Source organism: Aquimarina sp. Aq78 (genome assembly GCF_900299525.1).
Taxonomy (GTDB): domain Bacteria; phylum Bacteroidota; class Bacteroidia; order Flavobacteriales; family Flavobacteriaceae; genus Aquimarina.
Window position 1 is genome coordinate 281,795 of the sequence record NZ_OMKA01000020.1, and the last position, 18,358, is coordinate 300,152.

Sequence of the window (18,358 nt, forward strand, 5' to 3'; positions counted from 1 at the left end):
AGTTACCGTTACTATTCCTACGATTCTTCGTTTCTTACAACTAGTCTAAACCCTTCTCCATGAATATTAAGAATTTCGACGTTTTCGTCTTTCTTTAAATATTTTCTAAGTTTAGCTATGTATACATCCATACTACGAGAGGTAAAATAATTATCATCTCTCCATATTTTTGTTAACGCTAATTCTCTAGGCATTAAATCATTAAGATGTAATGCTAGCAAACGAAGTAATTCATTCTCTTTTGGAGAAAGTTTAATTGGATCTTCTTCCTTATATGTTAAAAAGCGAAGTTTCGAATTAAGGTGAAAGCCTCCAACGTTAAACTCGAACTGTTTACTATCTGCAACAGACTCTGTACTTTTACGCTGCATAATAGCTTGTATTTTCATCAACAATACCTCACTATCAAAAGGCTTATTAAGATAATCATCTGCTCCTACTTTGTACCCTTTTAACACATCTTCTTTCATTGCTTTTGCAGTTAAAAAGATGATAGGTATTTCTTCATTTTTTTCTCTAATCTCTTTTGCTAATGTAAATCCATCTTTATAAGGCATCATGACATCAAGAATACACATATCATAATCATCCTTTTTGAATTTTTCGAAGCCTTCCATACCATTTTTAGCATGCACAACATCATAATCATTCATTACTAGATAATCCTTTAATACTGTTCCGAAGTTTGGATCATCTTCTACAAGCAAAATCTTTTTGTTTTCTGTTTCCATATTTTAAGATATTAACGGTAATTTAATTATAAACGTGGAGCCTTTTCCCCTTTCACTCTCCACCCATATCTGACCATGATGATCATCTATAATTCTCTTTACGTATGTTAGTCCCAATCCGTGTCCTTTTACATTATGAAGATCTCCGGTATGTTCTCTAAAGAACTTTTCAAAAATCTTTTTCTGTGCTACTTTACTCATTCCAATTCCTTGATCACGAACTTTAAGAACAATACTATTTTTTACATTTTCTGTATATACGTCTATTTTAGGTTCATCTTCTGAATATTTTATGGCATTATCCAAAATATTCACAATTACATTAGTCAAATGACTATCATTGGCTAATACTGTTGTTTTAAGTGCGCCTAAATGCATTTTCACATACCCTTCTCTATTTTCTACAATCAGAGATACATGGGTAATCGCATCTTCAATAATATCATGCAATTCTTGCCTTTCTTTTTTAATATTAAGTTCATTTTTCTCTAACTGAGATATTCTTAATACATTTTCTACCTGGGCATGCATTCTTTTATTCTCTTCACGTATCATACTCATATAACGCTGCACTTTCTCTGGATCCCCTCCTATTTTTGGGTTCTTTATAGAATCTAATGCCAAATTAATAGTGGCAATTGGAGTCTTAAGCTCATGCGTCATATTATTAATAAAATCTGTTTTAATTTGTGATATCTGTCGTTGCTGCATCAATTGTGATAAAGCACTGGAATATGCAACTACAATAATTAACGTAAATATTATAGACAATATGGCCATTCCTTTGATGGAAGAAAGTACATATTGTTTTTTTCCAGTAAAATTAACATATAACTGATACTCACTTACTCCTTCATCATTTACAAAAAGTGGTATTGCATATGTTGTTGGATAATCCAAACTAAAATCATCTGAACGTACTTTGGTAGCTAAAGCATTACTGTATATAGCATATTCAAAGTCTACTTTTATATCTCTCTCTTCCAGTTCTTTCCTCAACAGATAATCTATTTCTCTTTTTTGAACTCTTCTATGTATTGGTATAAAACTGGCAATTTCTCCTATTACTATTTCATAATCCATTCTCTGGAGATCTGTTAACCCCCGTATTCTCTCTAGTTTGGATTTAGAATTTTGCTTTACAAAATCACTTTTTTCATCTTGTATAGCAGAATCGGCATTACGATTTAGAATATTCTTTAATCGAACCGTATCAATATTTAAATTTATAAAAGACGAAAACAACTTATAATCTTCTTCTAAAATACCATCTGTATGGGTAAACGACTTTGTCGTATTATCAATACTAATATTCAAAAGCTGACGTATAGTTTTGTTATCAGGTTCTTCTATGCTATCCAGAATCTCTTGTAATGGAAAAAACATTTCTTCAAACTCTCTGTATTGAATTCTATTAGATACAGATATCAGTATTTGTTTCGCATTAAAGGAAAACTGTTCCTCATTATTCTCTACAGTGTTGTTAATCCAATATCCCTGAACAAAAATAATCCCAATTAACGATAAACTCATCAGGATTATCAGCAACACGAATAACCTTTTATTCATAAATCAAAAGTAAGACTTTAACATTTAGCTACTTTAGGGTTTAACCAAATGTTAACAAAATGAAAGATTCGGATTACAAACGTTTTATAGAGATATTTCTTCATGAACCTTATGTACTTGATTTTCAGTATCTTTTATGTTTTTATTATATATTACAAAATCGGCTAATGGGATTTTTCGAGTGTCTTCCCACTGGTTATTCATCCTAGAAAGTATATCTTCTTTGGTCGTTTTGTCTCTTTTTAGGACTCGTTGAATTCTTGTTTCTATTGGTGCTGATACAAGAATTGTATAATCACACTGTTTGTAGCCTTCATTCTCAAAAAGTATAGCTGCTTCTTTTACTACGTAGTTTCCTTTTTGATTACTTTTCCAACAATCAAAATGGCTTGCCACAGCAGGGTGAACAATTGCATTTAACTGAAGTAGTTTTGAGGAGTCATTAAAAACCACATTTGCAATATAAGGTCTGTTTAATTCTCTGTTTACATAGGAATCATTTCCTAATAACGCGATAATTTGTTTTTTTACTGATTCATCTTCATTCATAAGTTTTTTAGCTTCGACATCAGCAATATAAACTGCAACTCCTAGTTGTTCAAACATTTTAGCTACTGTAGATTTTCCGCTACCTATCCCACCTGTTAGACCTACTACCTTCATACTTCAACTTATTTCAAAACTACAAACTGAACTTGTTTCATCTGCAAACGCACATCATGGATATAATCTGGTTTGTTTACTAGTTCTAAAGTTAAAAACAAACTTTCTTCGGATGCTTTAGCATAATCGGCTACTACCATAAAATCTCTTGGACTTATTTCATTATACTTATCTAATCCAACTCTGTATACGACAGAAATTTCTTTAGGAAAAATTTTAATTTCTGCACCTTCAGGTATATTATTTAATGTTATAGGTATTTTTTGATCTCCCTCTGTGAATTTACTCACCAAAACGTTAGCTTCTACTTGTGCTGGAGCAACTTTAATGGTAGATGGTAATTCTTCAGTACTTATATCTAATTTTGAAGTGTAGTTAACATTTAGCCCTTCTAAATTTAGATTTTCTGTTGTTATATATTGTATAGTATCTATAACTTGTGAAGGACCACTAATTGTTATAGAATCGGGAGAGACTACTAATCCCTTATCACTACCATATCCAATAGCATACTGAATCTTCTCTGCTATTTTAACAGGGATTTTTTTTTCTAGATTTTGATCCAGTTTTAATCGTAATGTATCTTTTTGCACGGATAAAACTCTTCCTTTAAAGTCTAATTTATTTTTTAATACCGAAGATTCTTTATCAACACGAAAATAATATTGATCTTCGCTATTAATAACTGCATCTTCTACATTAAATTGTAATGTTGGCCTGCTCCAATTATGATTCATCAATCTAAAACCATTTCCGTTAAGGACCATTCTTAATGTTTGATCACTCTGATCGTTAAAGATTTTGTCTTGTGGTATATTGGTATATTGTATTGCTACCTCTACTTCTTGGGTATAATTTTTAGAGAATTGTATAAATAGCCACAAGATTGAAGTGAATATTAGAAAAAACAAAAAGGTTTTTACATTACTCCTTTTTAAAGAAAATCTATTCTTTTTTCTATCTGACATACAAATTACTTTGAAAAAAACAATTTCTTAAATTGCTTTTCGGGTACTTTTTTCAATAGATGAATATAATAATAAGATTTTAGGAATCCCTTTCCGTATCCATAAAATTGTATCAAAACTGCCAAAATAGACTGTATACCTATAGATACATTCTTATATTCTAGAGTAGCACCTAGAAAAATAATCCCTAAATATATTCCTAAAATAGCAATAAAATACCACCATCCCAAAAGTGCGGTTACAACAGAGAACACAATATATATTAAGAATAAAGTAGGAAACCAATACGTAAGTTTGGCAGTATCTGGGTGCCATCGATTTAAAATAGGACGTACTAATCCAAATTTATTAACCTGGATATAAAATTTTTCCCAGGAAATTCTTCTTTTATGAAACACCTTAGCGTCAGGAATTAATGTAGTGTCATATCCTAATTTCCATAATCTTATAGTAAGATCCGGATCTTCTCCGGGATGTATATTTCCGAAACCACCCGAAGCCTCAAAAGCTTCTTTTGACAATCCCATATTAAAACTACGGGGTTGAAATTTGCCTAATGTATTTTTACGCCCTCTGATACCGCCAGTAGTTAAATATGATGTCATACTATAGCTTATCGCTTTCTGAAGATTAGAAAAGCTTTGATGAGCATCATCAGGGCCTCCGTAGCAATGTACAAAAGTATCAGATAAAAAACTTTCAGCTTTAGACAAATACTCTTTGGGCAATAACACATCACTATCAAGAATAACGAAGTAATTACCTCTTGCCTTACGCATACCATAGTTACGTGAATCTCCCGGACCTGTATTCGATTTCTGGTAATAACTTATAGATAATCTATCTGTAAAAGCTTCTATAACCTCCTTAGAGGTGTCAGACGATCCATCTTCTACAATTACAATCTCATATGGCTTGGTATAATCCATAGCCACCATGCTATCCAGCAGCTCTTTAATCTCATTTGGCCTGTTATATACTGGCACAATAAAAGAGAAATGTATTTCCATATTACAAAGGTAAGTGGTATAAATAAAAAATCCCATTACCAATTAAGAATGGGATTTTGCACTAATTTATAGTAGTTTTTTTAAAAAAAATCTTTATTCTTCTCCTACAAATTTATCCATCACCAACTGACTTACTCCCATATTAGAAAAGCCTCCGTCGTGATATAAATTCTGAAGTGTTACTTTTTTGGTCAGATCAGAGAATAGTGTAATTGTATAATCGGCACACTCTGCTGCTGTAGCATTACCTAGAGGTGACATTTTATCTGCATATTCAATAAATCCATCAAATCCTTTCACTCCTTTTCCTGCTGTTGTTGGGGTTGGAGACTGAGAAATTGTATTTACTCGTACTTTACTATCTCTACCAAAGAAATATCCAAAACTACGAGCGATAGACTCTAAATACGCTTTGTTATCTGCCATGTCATTATAGTCAGGAAACACTCGCTGTGCTGCCATATATGTCAAACCAACTATGCTTCCCCAATCATTCATTGCCTTTTTCTTATATAGGGTTTGCATTGTTTTATGAAAAGAAAGTGCAGATACGTCTAATCCCTTTTGTGTCCAGTCATAGTTCTGATCTGTATAATGACGTCCTTTACGCACATTTATCGACATCCCTATAGAATGTAAAACAAAATCAAGTTTACCTCCCAAAATTTCTGTTGCCTTATCCACAAGATTTTCTAAATCCTCTAATGAAGTAGCATCTGCAGGTATAACTTGAGTATTAGTTTTTTCTGCAAGAGTATTTATAGCACCCATTCGCATTGCGACAGGAGCATTGGTTAGAACAAAACTTCCTCCTTCTTCATAAACACGCTCAGCGGTTTTCCATGCGATTGAATTTTCGTCAAGTGCCCCAAAAATAATTCCTCTTTTACCTTTTAATAAATTGTATGACATTTAATTATAAATTAAAGTATGATTATACGAGTGGTAAAGATAATAAAACGCCCCAAACCACAACTAATCGAAATAGAATTTAGTTAAGTATCTGAAAAAAATATTTAAACGATGCACGACTATATAATGTTAATCAAGCTTCATAACACTACATGATAATTTGATATACTTTTTATTTAAAGTTATAATGCTTCTACCTCTTCATGAAACAGTAACCTATGATTGTGATAGCTTATGAATAAAATTGGAAGTCTAAAAAATCGACTTTTAAAATCTGACAAAAATTAAAAATTAATCTATTATTAGTTGATTTTTATCAACATATACCTTATATTTGATATATAATTTTATTGAGTATTGTTTTCAAAATATCATTAATTTGGTATGTAAGATTATGTACAAAATAAACCTCCCCATAATGTATATTATTTCCCCCCCTTAGAAAAATATACGATTTCATTCCCCCCTTAGAGTATTTGAAATAATTATAGAATTATTTCTATAATAGAATGTTTAATTAAACAAAGATGATGTGCCTATTATTAATAAAAACAATGTTTTTATTAATATCAGCAGATAATTAATTCTTAGTGATATAAAATGTTCAATTTATGTATTGGAATAATTCTTTATATAACAAAATTAATCATTATTAAGAATATTACGTTATGAAAAAAAAATACCAAACCATTTATTGTCAATGTCTTATGTTTTTATTTTTTAAATTTTAAATTTTAAAACACTAAAAAATTAGGGGCTTTTTTCTTTGAATACATTAATAAAACGGGGCATATGAAAATTATTACGTTAACTCTCTTGCATAAGAGGCTCACCCCTCTTATTTGTCTTTTTGCACTACTATTCTCATCAACTTATGTTTACGGGCATTACTCTCATGAACACAAGTACACCTCTTTGATCCCAAAGGACACTACTACAACTAAAACTGAATATAATCCATTAAGTCTTACTATACTTAAAATACAGGATGCCACAATCACCGGAATATGTTGTGATGGCAAGGCTAAGGCTGTCGCATCTGGCGGAAAACCTGGCTACACATACCAACGGAGTGCTTCTGCTAATAATCAAACCACAGCAACAGCAAGTCTTCTTACTGATCGTACACACAGTGTTACAGTAACCGATGCTAATGGAACTCAAGTAACCCAAAGCATCATCATTAAATGCCTTAATACTTGCGATATTAAAGCTACAAATACTATAACCAATGTATCTTGTAACGGCGATGCCACGGGATCTATTGATCTAACGGTGGAGAACGGTACTCCTCCATTTATTTTTGCATGGAGTAATGGTTCTTCTGATGAAGATTTAACTAATGTAATAGCCGGAACATATTCAGTAACAGTTACCGATGCTACAAATTGCACTACTACTAGTTCAGCCACAATTACCGAGCCCAGTAAAGCCATATCTGCTTCTATTACCAAACTAACCCATATTAGTTGTAAAGGTTCAGGGCTAATTAACATCGAAGGAGCTGGTGGAGTACCACCTTATTCATATTCTATCGATAATGGAGTTAATTACCAAACTAGTGAAACATTTTCAGATCTCGCTCAAGGAAATTACACAATAAAGATACGTGATGCTAATGGTTGCATTTCTATAGTCTGCACAGCAATTTTATATAATTGTACCGATGCCGTAACAGACATTAATAACACTTTTATTAATACACCCGTTTCTGGTAATGTATTAACCAACGATGAAGATCTCGAAGGAGATATACAGACGGTAACTACCACTACTGTAACTACTACAGAAGGGGTTATTGTTGGTATAGCCCCTAATACGGGAATCTACACTTATACACCTCCTACTGGATTTACAGGAGAAGACTCTTTCGAATATACTATTTGTGACAATGGCACTCCGATTGCTTGTGACACTGCTACTGTATACATTGAAGTACTTCCAATTGGAGATCCTAAAAACGAAGCACCAATTGCAAATCCAGATACTGCAATTACCGAAATAAACACTCCAGTAAATGGTAATGTATTAGTTAATGATTTTGATCCCGATGGTGATCCCATTATAGTAACAACAACTACAGTAACCACCACAGAAGGAGTTATTGTAGCTATAGATCCCAATACAGGAGCATATAACTATACGCCTCCTACCGATTTTACCGGTGATGACACTTTTGAATATACCATCTGTGATAACGGTAATCCTGCTTTATGTGATACTACTATTGTTATAATTACCGTTATAAAAAACCAGAACAATAGTACTTTTGCTAATGATGATGCATATTTTACCGCATGCGAAAATATTCAAGGGAATGTGCTGGATAATGATTTTGATCCCGAAGGAGATACACAAACCATAAATATAATTCCGGTAGATGATGTAGATAACGGAATCCTTACCCTTAATATTAATGGTTCCTTTACTTACATTCCTAATTCTGGGTACACCGGTACAGATAGTTTTATTTATACAGTATGTGACAATGGCTCTCCAACTGTTGCTTGTGATCAAGCCACTGTATACATTACCATCTCGGCCACCACACCTCCCGACGTAACTAATTGTAATGTAGCAGATGAAACAATCGAATGTAATGGAACAAATAATGAAACCATAGCTAACATCTGGAATGCTGATAATATTGCAGAATTAGAATCCTGTGTTTCTGACAGTTGTAATACAGATTTTACTGATCAAATAAGTTCAAATTATGATTTTAATAATTTGGTAAGTTCTTGTGGTTTAGGCGGAACTATAGAAGTTATATACACTATTACAGATAAAAATGGAGACATAACCACTCTTACAGCAACTCTTACACTGTATGATTCTACACCTCCAGATCTAACAAGCTGTACAATTACTGATTTAACTTTAGCGTGTTCTACAACTAATATTGAAGAAATTGCTAGTCAATGGAATAATAATAATATTGCAACGCTAGAAACTTGTGCAACTGATAATTGTAACGTGAGCGCAGCCGCATTAGTAACTTCGGATTACAACTTTGATAATATAACAGATGGAGCTCTGGTAGTAGAATACAACATTACAGATGATTGTAACAACACAACTACACTACAAGCAAAAATAACATTCGAAAACAATTCTGTAATCGCAAACGACACCAGCTTATGTGCTCTTGATGAAATAGAATCACAAGTTTTTGATTTATTCGACCTATTAGAAGGCGATTATAGTACCAATGGAATCTGGGAAGTTACCTCTGGAAATGCATCTGTAATTGATGATCACTTTTTTGATCCATTAAGCATAGAGTTATTAGACAAAGATGCTTCTGAAGAGATTGCATTTAGTTACACAGAAAACAACTTAGCCTGTCCAATATATCTCGAAACAACAATAGAAGTACATAATAGGTGTGCAGTATTCTCTTGTGGAGAAGATACTATCAAAATTTCAAAAGTAATTACACCAAATGGAGATTCGTACAATGAATATTTTGCAGTGAATGGTGTAGAAAATTGTGGTTACGTTGTAGATGTTAAAATTATTAATCGTTGGGGGGCAATTATATACAAATCAAGTGATTATCAAAATGATTGGAATGGCACAGCACACCAATCATCTTTAGGATCAGCAAATCAAGTACCTAGTGGTACATATTATTGTATTGTAACTATAAACAATAGTGGTTTAAAACCATTTAGCACCCCGTTATATATTGGTACAAAATAAAAAAAGAATTAATGGGCATCGCAAAAAATAAAATAGCAGTACTATTAATACTATGCATTGGTTTTATCGGATATGCACAGCAATTACCGCAGTTTACGCAGTATATGTTTAATACCATATCCATAAACCCAGCCTACGCAGGTAGCAGAGAGACATTAAGTATTGTAGGTTTACACAGGAGTCAATGGACAGGAATACAAGGAGGTCCTCAAACTCAGACACTATCTGCCCATTCTCCCTTACGAAACGAAAAAATAGGAGTTGGATTATCCGTAATACGTGATACTCCTGGTTTTGAAAACTACTTATATATTTATGGTGATTTCTCGTATTCTATTAATATTACAGATAATTCGAAATTAGCTTTTGGGTTTAAAGGCGGGGTTACTAATTACAATCTAGATCAGGAATTTTTAAATGATCCTGAAGTAACTGGGGATCCTTTCTTCGGAAATTATTCTAATCGATGGAATCCTAATATTGGAGTAGGGTTATATCTCCATTCAGACAGATGGTACTTTGGACTATCATCACCAAGAATACTAAACACAGACAATAATCGTACTACCGAAACGTCTACGGTAGAGTATGTAGCACTAGAACGCGTTAGTTATTATTTTACAGGCGGGTATGTATTTGACCTCTCTACAAACACAAAATTAAAACCATCGGCTCTTTTTAAAGCAACTAATGGCGCACCAATTTCTGTTGATTTAAATGCGAACCTTCTGTTTTATGAAAAATTTTGGCTCGGAGGCTCATACAGATACAATGAACATACTGCTTCTATAGGAGCCTTAGCTGATTTTCAAGTGACAAAACAAATTAGAATTGGCTATGCCTACGAACATTTTATTTCAGATATACGACCATATATAGGTGGTACTCACGAAATTTTACTGATGTATGAATTGTTTAATGAAAAGCGTGTTAGATCTCCCAGGTACTTTTAATACCATATTTATGAAAAATATAATATTTCTAATTTTAGCATTTCTGTTTAGCACTTTTATTCATGCTCAAAAAGTAAAGGTAGCAGATAAATATTTTAGAGATTTCGCATATTTAAAAGCCATAGAATTATATAAAGAAGCATTAAAAAAAGAAGATAGCAGCAAACATATTCTATCCAGAATAGGAGATTGTTATTATAACAATTCTAACTCAGAGCAAGCATATTTTTGGTACAACAAAGCTGTTAACAAATACGACAAAATACATCCTCAATATATTTATAAGTACATACAAACCTTACGAAGTTTAGGTAAATACAATGAAGCTAATCAGTGGCTTAAAAAGTTTAAAACACTTCAACAAAATGGTAAGCACACTAAAGATTTTGAAAGTATAAGTCTCGAAAAGTTTCAAGAATTATCTACTCCAAAAGATATTCATGTTCGGGTAATAAACTTAAACTCCAATAGTAAATATTCTGATTTTGGTGGGTATGAACAAAATGGGAATTTATATTTTTCATCTTCTAGAGCAGATGAAAATACTAAAGGCAAAAAGAAAATTTACAAATGGAATGGAGAACCTTATTTAAATATTTATCAATCTATAATTGATCGAATTGATTCGACCATTGTAGTAAAGGACATTGCTCCCATTTCTTCAGACAAAGTAAATTTAAAAAACGAACACGAAGGGACATTAACAATCACTAATGATGGTAAGACACTCTATTTTACCAGAAACAACATTAACAAAAGAAAGAAAACATCTTATGATAAAGAAGGTAATTCTAATCTAAAACTGTATAGAGCTAGGCTTAAAGGTAATCAATGGACAGCTGTAGAAGAATTACCATTTAATGATAAAACTTTCTCTACAGGACACCCAACATTAAGTCCAGACGAAAAGACCTTATATTTTGTATCAGATAGAAAAGGAGGATATGGTAAATCAGACATATATAAAGTTGCTATTAATGATGATGGTTCTTTTGGAACTGTAAAAAATTTAGGTGATAAAATTAATACCGAAGGCCGGGAAGTATTTCCTTTTGTAGCAAAAGACTCTACATTATATTTCTCATCAGACAGTCATATAAACCTTGGGTTTTTAGATATTTATAAATCCAACATACTTAAAAAAAGAGTTGATGAGGATATAAAGATTAAGAACCTTGGAGCTCCTTATAATAGTGGTTATGATGATTTTGCTTTCTTCTTAAACCCAGATGGTGATTCTGGATATTTCTCTTCTAATAGAACTGGAGGTAAGGGAAGTGATGATATATATACATTTGACAAGTATGAATGTAAACAAGTTTTAACCGGCGTAACATACGATAAACTCACCCTAGAATCACTTGCTGATGTTACAGTAAAAATTATTGATGAAACTGGTAAAATTATTAGCACTACTCTATCTGACAACAACGGCAAATACATTTTTGAAGAAATATCATGTGGAAAAACATATTCTATCTTAGCTACCAAAGCAAATTACAGGCCTGATTCAAAACAGTTCTCAACAACTACAACTAATGGAAGTGAGGTCAAATTAGATTTATATTTAACCCCACTAATTATAAAAAAAGAAATTGTAGTAAATCCTATTTTCTTTGATTTTGACAAATATAATATTCGTGCAGATGCAGCATATGAATTAGAGAATATTGTTAATGTAATGCGAGAAAATTCTAAAATGATTATCAAGATTGAATCTCATACAGATAGTCGTGGTAGTAAGAAGTACAACATGAAACTTTCTCAAAAACGTGCTAACGCTACCAGAGGTTATATTTTATCCAGAGGAATTGCTGCAGAAAGAATTCCGAGCGCTATAGGCTATGGTGAATCCCAATTATTAAACCAGTGCGGTATTAGCAACAAACCTCCCTGCACCGAAAAAGATCATGATGAAAATAGACGTTCAGCTTTTTTAATACTCAATGACTATCAATAATTAGAAGACACTATCTTTTAATAAAAATATTAGTACAATACATCACTTCATCTTCATTTTGTTCTATAGAAATATCAAAATCTGTAAAATCACCTTCTATAGTACTTCTATGGCTATCACTTTTTATCCATGCATTAACAATAGATTCTGCAGAGGAATAACCATACCCTACATTTTCGGCTACTTTGCTTGCTCCTGTATTAGTAACAAGATATGATTTACGCTCATAAAAATAATCGTGAGATATGTTATTTTGCTTAATCATATAATCCGTATGACTATATGCTTGTGATTTTATAACATCTAAAGGCTCAAGAGTGTTTAAACCCTTAGAAACTCTATAATTATTTATAAGATCCAAAATTTCAATTTCTATTGATTTTACTTCGGGGACAATAAATTCTTTATTAGAAGAACCTAAATCTTCTTCAACATTTTCTGCAGAACACGAATACAACAATATTGCCATACAAGCAATATAGATTACTTTAATAGGTGATTTCATAATTTGGGGGCGTAGGCTTGGGGCTACCGGCACAAACTACAAAATAAAAGAAAACAACCTGAGCTTAAAATGTTAAAATCGATAAAAAACACCCTTTAAACGGCTTATATTGCAAATAATCGATAAAATACACAACATCAGCACCTTAAGACTTGTTTTTTAGTATTAGATCAAAGCACACAACAATCTACTTATTGATGGTAGACTCACTACTTTTCTATCTAATTTAAGGCTGAATCTAACAAGGATTTTGCATGGGTTAGTGCCGAATCAGAAATATTTTTACCACCTATCATTTCGGCAATTTCCTTAATTCGTTCCTCCTCACTTAACAATTTAAGCTGAGTAATGGTAGTATTTTGTATATCTTCTTTATAAACTTTATAATGGTTTTGACCATTAGCAGCAATTTGTGGCAAGTGTGTAATGCTAAAAACTTGTAGGTTTTTACTCATATTCATCATTAAATCTGCCATTTTATGAGCAACTTCACCTGATACACCAGTATCTATTTCATCAAAAATTATTGTAGGTAATTGCGTATATCTTGATAGAATAGATTTAATAGCGATCATAATTCTTGATAGTTCTCCTCCGGAAGCTACTTTTTTAAGTTCCCCAAAAGCGCCTCCTTTATTGGCAGAGAATAAAAATGTTAGCACTTCTTTTCCATTAGAAAAATACTTATCCTGTAGTTCTAAAGAGGCTTGAAATGCAGCATTTGGCATCCCTAACGCTTTAAGAATATCTTCTAGCTCCTTTATCAGTAAAGGAAGTGCCTTATTTCGTTTCTTATGAATCTTTTCTGCAACCTCATCTAATTGAGATTGAATAGTGATTATTTCTTTTTTAAGCCTCTCTATATCTTCGGAAAGAGATTCTGTTTTAGAAACTTTTTCTCGCAGCGTATCTGTTATTACAATCAATTCTTTTATATCTGATACCGCATGTTTTACTTGCAAATTATGTAATAATTGCAAACGCTGGCTAATTTGCTCTAGTCGTCCGGGATCTGCCTCTAGTTTTTCTAATTCATCAAGTAAAGAACTGCTTATATCATCCAACTCTATATAAACACTTTGGATTCTCTGAGAAAGTTCTTGCAAAGACCCAGAATACGATTCTATCTTAGAAAGGTTATTCTTAATTGTATTTAATTGATCAGATGCCCCAACTTCTTCTGAAGACATTATAGAAACAGATCCTGATAATCGTTCCTGAATTTCTTCTATGTTATTAAGTTGATCGTATTGCTCTTCTAGTTCTTGAAGTTCTCCAGGTTTAAGCTTTGCCTCTTCTAATTCATTCAAAAGAAAAGCATTGTAGTCATATTCTTTTGTGAAATTTTCTTGATCAGTAATAAGAACACCTATTTCTTTTTCTTTCTCTTTTAAGAGCTCAAGACCTCTTCTATAAGATTTTATTTCGCGATCTGCATTAGCCAATGCATCTAACACCTCAAACTGAAAGTCATTTGTAGTTACTTCTAATGTTTGATGTTGACTATGAATATCTATTAATCTACCTCCCAGAGATACTAGTGACTGCAAGGTGACCGGAGTGTCATTTATAAAGGCTCTGGATTTACCCGATGGTAGAATCTCTCGTCTAATTATAGTTTGATCTTCATAATCCAGTGCTGCTTCTTCAAAAAAAGAATTAAGCCCATATTTTTTTACATCAAAAACTCCTTCTATGACACATTTTTGAGAGTTATCTTTAACACTGCTAAGATCAGCTCTTTTTCCTAATAACAGTCCCAAAGCACCAAGCAATAAAGATTTACCCGCTCCAGTTTCTCCTGTAATCGTTATTAAACCAGAATCAAAAGCTACTTGTAGCTCTTCTATTAAGGCGAAGTTTTTTATAGAAAGACCTCTTAGCAAAGGATAGAAAAGTTTTTGTTGTTTTTAAAAAAGTAAAGATACCATTTACAATAATTAAAAATAGTATTTAAATTTTTAATTATACTCATTTCAAAATAAAGTATTTTTTAAAACTTTATAGTTTTCCAGTTTTCTGAATAGGTAGGTGCTACTTTATTAAGTATCTCAACGGTTTCAGCAATATTAACTGAAGGTCCTCCAGAAAGAACACTTGAAATCTCATCAGCTTTAGCATCAAAAAACACTCTCATTATATAAGAATTAGGTCTGGTATTATGCATTTCCTCAAGCGATTTCATAGATTCAGTAATCGTTTCTTTTCCTTTTTTTATATTATTATACATAACATCTAGTCCTTCTCTATGATAGGTATACATTGTTTTCCTATACCCTTCATATGTTCCTGAAAGAAGATCATCATTAAGCCTAAATCTATTAGGATTTTGTTCTCTGGCCCACCCAAGCGTGTTACTACCTTGTGCATTACCAACAATATTTTTAGCTTCCTGATAATAGCTGGTTCCGCTATTTAGCTCAAAAGTATCTGCATCTACACCTAAAATAGTATATAAATAAAATGCAACCACAGAGATTAAATTCGACTCAAAGTTATTTGGATTATAATTTAGAGGTTGAAATTCTAAGTAGTTAAAATTAAACTGCTTATCATTTATATTAAAGATTGTAGTATTATAACTAGATCCGTATACTGGACGGGACGCCTGCACTTGCACAGTAGCAGAAAAAACATCGTTATCGTAACTACTTATAGTAATAAAAAAACTACAATTAATTCTTTCTTCTGTCCGATAATCTACAGAAGTCCATTTTGAGTTATTAATAAATTCAGTTAATGAACGCTCTAAGGTTTTAAAGACTTGTAAATTGGGATTACCCGTTTGCTCTGCATTAACAGCTACAGTAGCATTAAATTCCTGAGCATTAACTCCTAAGCTAACTATAAATACGATAACAAGCAACAACCTATTCATTGTTCAATGTATTAATTTCATTAAATATATCTTCTGCGACTTCTGACTTTGTTTTTAAGTCAAACGCTTTAATCTCCAATTTATGATTAATCAATGTTACTTTATTCGTTTGTCCTTTAAAACCAGCTCCTTTATCATTAAGAGAGTTAAGAACAATTAAATCTAAGTTCTTGTTTTTCAATTTATTCTTGGCATTCTCCTCTTCATTTTCTGTCTCTAAAGCAAATCCTACAAGAAATTGATTTTTCTTCTCTGCTCCCATCCATTTAAGGATATCATTTGTTCGCTCTAATTTAATAGAAAATTCTGTATCTGCCTTTTTTATTTTTTGATCTGATATGTTTTTAGGCCTATAATCTGCAACTGCTGCAGATGCAATTGCAATATCACAATCACTGTATACAGAAACCACAGCTTCATACATATCTTTAGCGCTAATTACATTCACCACATGAATAAGAGTATGATTAATTTTAAGAGCAGACGGTCCTAGAACAAGAGTTACTTGTGCTCCTAAATTAGCTGCTGTTTTGGCAAGTTCGATACCCATTCTACCACTAGAGTGATTACCTATAAACCTTACCGGATCTATTGCTTCATATGTAGGGCCCGCAGTGATCAGAACCCGTTTACCTTTTAACGGAAGTTTATCTAAAATATCTTTTTCTACAAATTCAATAATTGTAGAAGGCTCTGTCATACGTCCCTGACCGATCAAACCGCTTGCCAATTCTCCTGACTCTGCAGGGATCATGATATTACCAAACTCTTGTAATGTTTTAAACGTTTGATGAGTAGAAGGATGATTATACATATCCAAATCCATTGCTGGAGCAAAATAAACAGGGCATTTTGCAGATAAATAGGTTGCTAACAGCAAATTATCACTATTTCCTGTTGCCATTTTGGATAATGTATTAGCAGTAGCTGGTGCTATGATCATAAAATCTGCCCATAGCCCTAAATCCACATGGTTATTCCAAACTGCATTCTCATCTTCATCATCAAAGAAAGAGGAATGAACAGGATTTTTAGATAGTGTAGATAAGGTAAGCGGAGTTACAAAATCCTTAGCAGCAGGTGTCATTATTACTTTTACCTCTGCTCCTGATTTAATAAATAAGCGCACTAAGCTTGCTGCCTTATATGCAGCAATACCAGCGGTGACACCAATTAAAATCTTTTTACCGCTTATTATAGACATAAGTTTATAGAGACTCTGTGTCTACTTTTGTATTTCTGTGATAAATCTTACCTTCTAACCATTCTTGTACTGCTAAAGCATGTGGTTTTGGTAATCTTTCATAGAATTTAGAAACTTCAATTTGTTCTTTATTCTCAAAAATCTCTTCTAAGCTATCATTATATGTAGCAAACTCATCTAATTTTTCAAGAAGTTCTTTCTTGATATCGGTATTGATTTGAGTTGCTCTTTTTGATATTATCGAAATTGCCTCATAGATATTATCCGTTGGCTGATCGATACGATTTTTATCAATAGTAGTTGTGTTTACCGGCGCATTACTTTTTTTCAAATCCATCTTCTACTTTATTTTCTATTTATATTGTTCTAATCTTGTCTTTATATCTTCTCCTAATTCTTCTGCTTTTTCTAAATACTCCCCTTCTGTCTTATAATATTTTTTATAACTATTATAATACCCTTGAGCAGTTTCTAAACGTTCTCTTACCAAACTTTCATAACTACCAATTGCTAAAAGATATTCTGACTCTAATTTGTAATATAATACTTTTTCTCTATAAGGAGATCCTGGATGATCTATAAGGTAGTTATCAAAAGCCGAAATAGCTACTTTATAATTCTCTCTATGATGATATCGTTTAGCAACTTCATATGCTTTTCTTTCTTTCTTATCTCTAAGTTCTGCAACTAACTTATTTGCTTCTTTTAAATTTTCACTTTCGGGATACGCATTAATATATGCCTGAAGTTTTTCGAGTGCTTTATCTGTATCTTCCTGATCCAAACTATATCTTGGAGATAAATCATAATAGCTTTTAGCTCCTTTATAAAATGCTTCTTCTCTTTTTTGGCTCTTTGGGTAAGATTTAGTGAATCTTTCAAATTGGTATCCTGCAAGATAATAATCTTCTAACTGATAATATGTATCTGCATAATAGAACATTATTCTTTCTGCTTGCGGCTTACCTCTATATTGGGGTACAACCTGTTCAAAAAGCTTTAAGGCCTTTTTATACTTCCCTTCTTTGTACAAGCTCTCTGCGGCTTTATATTTAGCGGCTAAATCTTCGCCTCTTAGTACCTTTTGGTATTCACTACAAGATCCTAAAAATAATACACAAACAAGTAAATACAATAATCTCTTCATATCTTAAAAAAACATCTGGCAAAAGTATATATTTCTGCCGTATTACAAAAACTTTAATTCATCTATTCACCTGTCATTCTCTATTGTTCTATAATTAAGCAGGTAGAATTGGCTAATAAACATTTCTGTTTATATCATTTTATTGATTTTAGC

The 18,358-nt window shown here is 32.3% G+C and carries 15 protein-coding genes; 3 read left to right on the forward strand and 12 right to left on the reverse strand.

Features of this window, described 5'->3' with window-relative positions:
* Positions 1-17: 17 nt before the first annotated feature.
* From DG435_RS12870 to DG435_RS12895, 6 genes are all read right to left on the reverse strand, one after another.
* Complete coding sequence (locus DG435_RS12870; RefSeq protein WP_024770485.1) at positions 18-731, reverse strand: response regulator transcription factor; 714 nt, start codon at positions 729-731, stop codon at positions 18-20.
* 3 nt (positions 732-734) lie between these two features.
* Positions 735-2,300 (reverse strand): sensor histidine kinase KdpD, encoded by a 1,566-nt coding sequence (locus DG435_RS12875; protein WP_106795086.1) that lies wholly within the window; start codon positions 2,298-2,300, stop codon positions 735-737.
* Positions 2,301-2,384: 84 nt separating this feature from the next.
* Positions 2,385-2,963 (reverse strand): dephospho-CoA kinase, encoded by a 579-nt coding sequence (coaE, locus tag DG435_RS12880; protein WP_106795085.1) that lies wholly within the window; start codon positions 2,961-2,963, stop codon positions 2,385-2,387.
* Positions 2,964-2,971: 8 nt separating this feature from the next.
* The gene (locus tag DG435_RS12885) at positions 2,972-3,931 is read right to left on the reverse strand and encodes a YbbR-like domain-containing protein (protein WP_106795084.1); all 960 of its coding nucleotides are present in this window, start codon (positions 3,929-3,931) and stop codon (positions 2,972-2,974) included.
* Positions 3,932-3,936: 5 nt separating this feature from the next.
* Positions 3,937-4,941 (reverse strand): glycosyltransferase family 2 protein, encoded by a 1,005-nt coding sequence (locus tag DG435_RS12890; protein ID WP_106795083.1) that lies wholly within the window; start codon positions 4,939-4,941, stop codon positions 3,937-3,939.
* 93 nt (positions 4,942-5,034) lie between these two features.
* Positions 5,035-5,853, reverse strand: coding sequence for an enoyl-ACP reductase (locus tag DG435_RS12895; protein ID WP_106795082.1), 819 nt, complete (start codon positions 5,851-5,853; stop codon positions 5,035-5,037).
* 792 nt (positions 5,854-6,645) lie between these two features.
* On the opposite strand from DG435_RS12895, the gene DG435_RS12900 reads away from it, so the two are divergent.
* From DG435_RS12900 to DG435_RS12910, 3 genes are read left to right on the forward strand one after another with little or no spacing between them, the layout of a single operon-like run.
* A complete protein-coding gene (locus tag DG435_RS12900) occupies positions 6,646-9,558 on the forward strand; it encodes an Ig-like domain-containing protein (protein WP_108840618.1) in 2,913 nt (970 codons plus the stop codon).
* A gap of 11 nt (positions 9,559-9,569) precedes the next feature.
* The gene (locus DG435_RS12905) at positions 9,570-10,511 is read left to right on the forward strand and encodes a type IX secretion system membrane protein PorP/SprF (RefSeq protein WP_106795079.1); all 942 of its coding nucleotides are present in this window, start codon (positions 9,570-9,572) and stop codon (positions 10,509-10,511) included.
* 10 nt (positions 10,512-10,521) lie between these two features.
* Entirely contained in the window at positions 10,522-12,471 is a 1,950-nt protein-coding gene (locus DG435_RS12910) for an OmpA family protein (protein WP_106795090.1), read from the forward strand.
* A gap of 10 nt (positions 12,472-12,481) precedes the next feature.
* Here the strand turns inward: DG435_RS12910 and DG435_RS12915 are convergent, their stop codons facing one another.
* The 6 genes from DG435_RS12915 to DG435_RS12940 all read right to left on the reverse strand — a co-directional run bounded on the left by DG435_RS12915 (position 12,482) and on the right by DG435_RS12940 (position 18,205).
* The gene (locus DG435_RS12915) at positions 12,482-12,976 is read right to left on the reverse strand and encodes a CAP domain-containing protein (protein WP_199916871.1); all 495 of its coding nucleotides are present in this window, start codon (positions 12,974-12,976) and stop codon (positions 12,482-12,484) included.
* Between the two features lie 221 nt (positions 12,977-13,197).
* Positions 13,198-14,862 carry a DNA repair protein RecN gene (gene recN / locus DG435_RS12920; protein WP_106795182.1) on the reverse strand — a complete coding sequence of 555 codons (1,665 nt, stop codon included), beginning with the start codon at positions 14,860-14,862 and terminating at the stop codon, positions 13,198-13,200.
* A gap of 107 nt (positions 14,863-14,969) precedes the next feature.
* Positions 14,970-15,854: a DUF4835 family protein gene (locus DG435_RS12925; protein ID WP_108840619.1), complete on the reverse strand. Its 885-nt coding sequence runs from the start codon at positions 15,852-15,854 to the stop codon at positions 14,970-14,972.
* Complete coding sequence (gene coaBC, locus DG435_RS12930) at positions 15,847-17,058, reverse strand: bifunctional phosphopantothenoylcysteine decarboxylase/phosphopantothenate--cysteine ligase CoaBC (protein WP_106795146.1); 1,212 nt, start codon at positions 17,056-17,058, stop codon at positions 15,847-15,849. Before coaBC ends, DG435_RS12925 begins: the two co-directional genes overlap by 8 nt.
* A gap of 4 nt (positions 17,059-17,062) precedes the next feature.
* A complete protein-coding gene (locus tag DG435_RS12935; protein ID WP_101449737.1) occupies positions 17,063-17,395 on the reverse strand; it encodes a DNA-directed RNA polymerase subunit omega in 333 nt (110 codons plus the stop codon).
* Between the two features lie 15 nt (positions 17,396-17,410).
* The gene (locus tag DG435_RS12940) at positions 17,411-18,205 is read right to left on the reverse strand and encodes an outer membrane protein assembly factor BamD (protein WP_106795145.1); all 795 of its coding nucleotides are present in this window, start codon (positions 18,203-18,205) and stop codon (positions 17,411-17,413) included.
* Positions 18,206-18,358 lie beyond the last annotated feature (153 nt).

Coding starts and splice junctions, on each gene's coding strand:
- DG435_RS12890 (WP_106795083.1), bottom strand. CDS start 4,941: ATGGAAATACATTTCTCTTTTATTGTGCCAGTATATAACAGGCCAAAT.
- DG435_RS12915 (WP_199916871.1), bottom strand. CDS start 12,976: ATGAAATCACCTATTAAAGTAATCTATATTGCTTGTATGGCAATATTG.
- DG435_RS12875 (WP_106795086.1), bottom strand. CDS start 2,300: ATGAATAAAAGGTTATTCGTGTTGCTGATAATCCTGATGAGTTTATCG.
- DG435_RS12895 (WP_106795082.1), bottom strand. CDS start 5,853: ATGTCATACAATTTATTAAAAGGTAAAAGAGGAATTATTTTTGGGGCA.
- DG435_RS12910 (WP_106795090.1), top strand. CDS start 10,522: ATGAAAAATATAATATTTCTAATTTTAGCATTTCTGTTTAGCACTTTT.
- DG435_RS12940 (WP_106795145.1), bottom strand. CDS start 18,205: ATGAAGAGATTATTGTATTTACTTGTTTGTGTATTATTTTTAGGATCT.
- DG435_RS12935 (WP_101449737.1), bottom strand. CDS start 17,395: ATGGATTTGAAAAAAAGTAATGCGCCGGTAAACACAACTACTATTGAT.
- DG435_RS12870 (WP_024770485.1), bottom strand. CDS start 731: ATGGAAACAGAAAACAAAAAGATTTTGCTTGTAGAAGATGATCCAAAC.
- coaBC (WP_106795146.1), bottom strand. CDS start 17,058: ATGTCTATAATAAGCGGTAAAAAGATTTTAATTGGTGTCACCGCTGGT.
- DG435_RS12905 (WP_106795079.1), top strand. CDS start 9,570: ATGGGCATCGCAAAAAATAAAATAGCAGTACTATTAATACTATGCATT.
- DG435_RS12925 (WP_108840619.1), bottom strand. CDS start 15,854: ATGAATAGGTTGTTGCTTGTTATCGTATTTATAGTTAGCTTAGGAGTT.
- coaE (WP_106795085.1), bottom strand. CDS start 2,963: ATGAAGGTAGTAGGTCTAACAGGTGGGATAGGTAGCGGAAAATCTACA.
- DG435_RS12885 (WP_106795084.1), bottom strand. CDS start 3,931: ATGTCAGATAGAAAAAAGAATAGATTTTCTTTAAAAAGGAGTAATGTA.
- DG435_RS12900 (WP_108840618.1), top strand. CDS start 6,646: ATGAAAATTATTACGTTAACTCTCTTGCATAAGAGGCTCACCCCTCTT.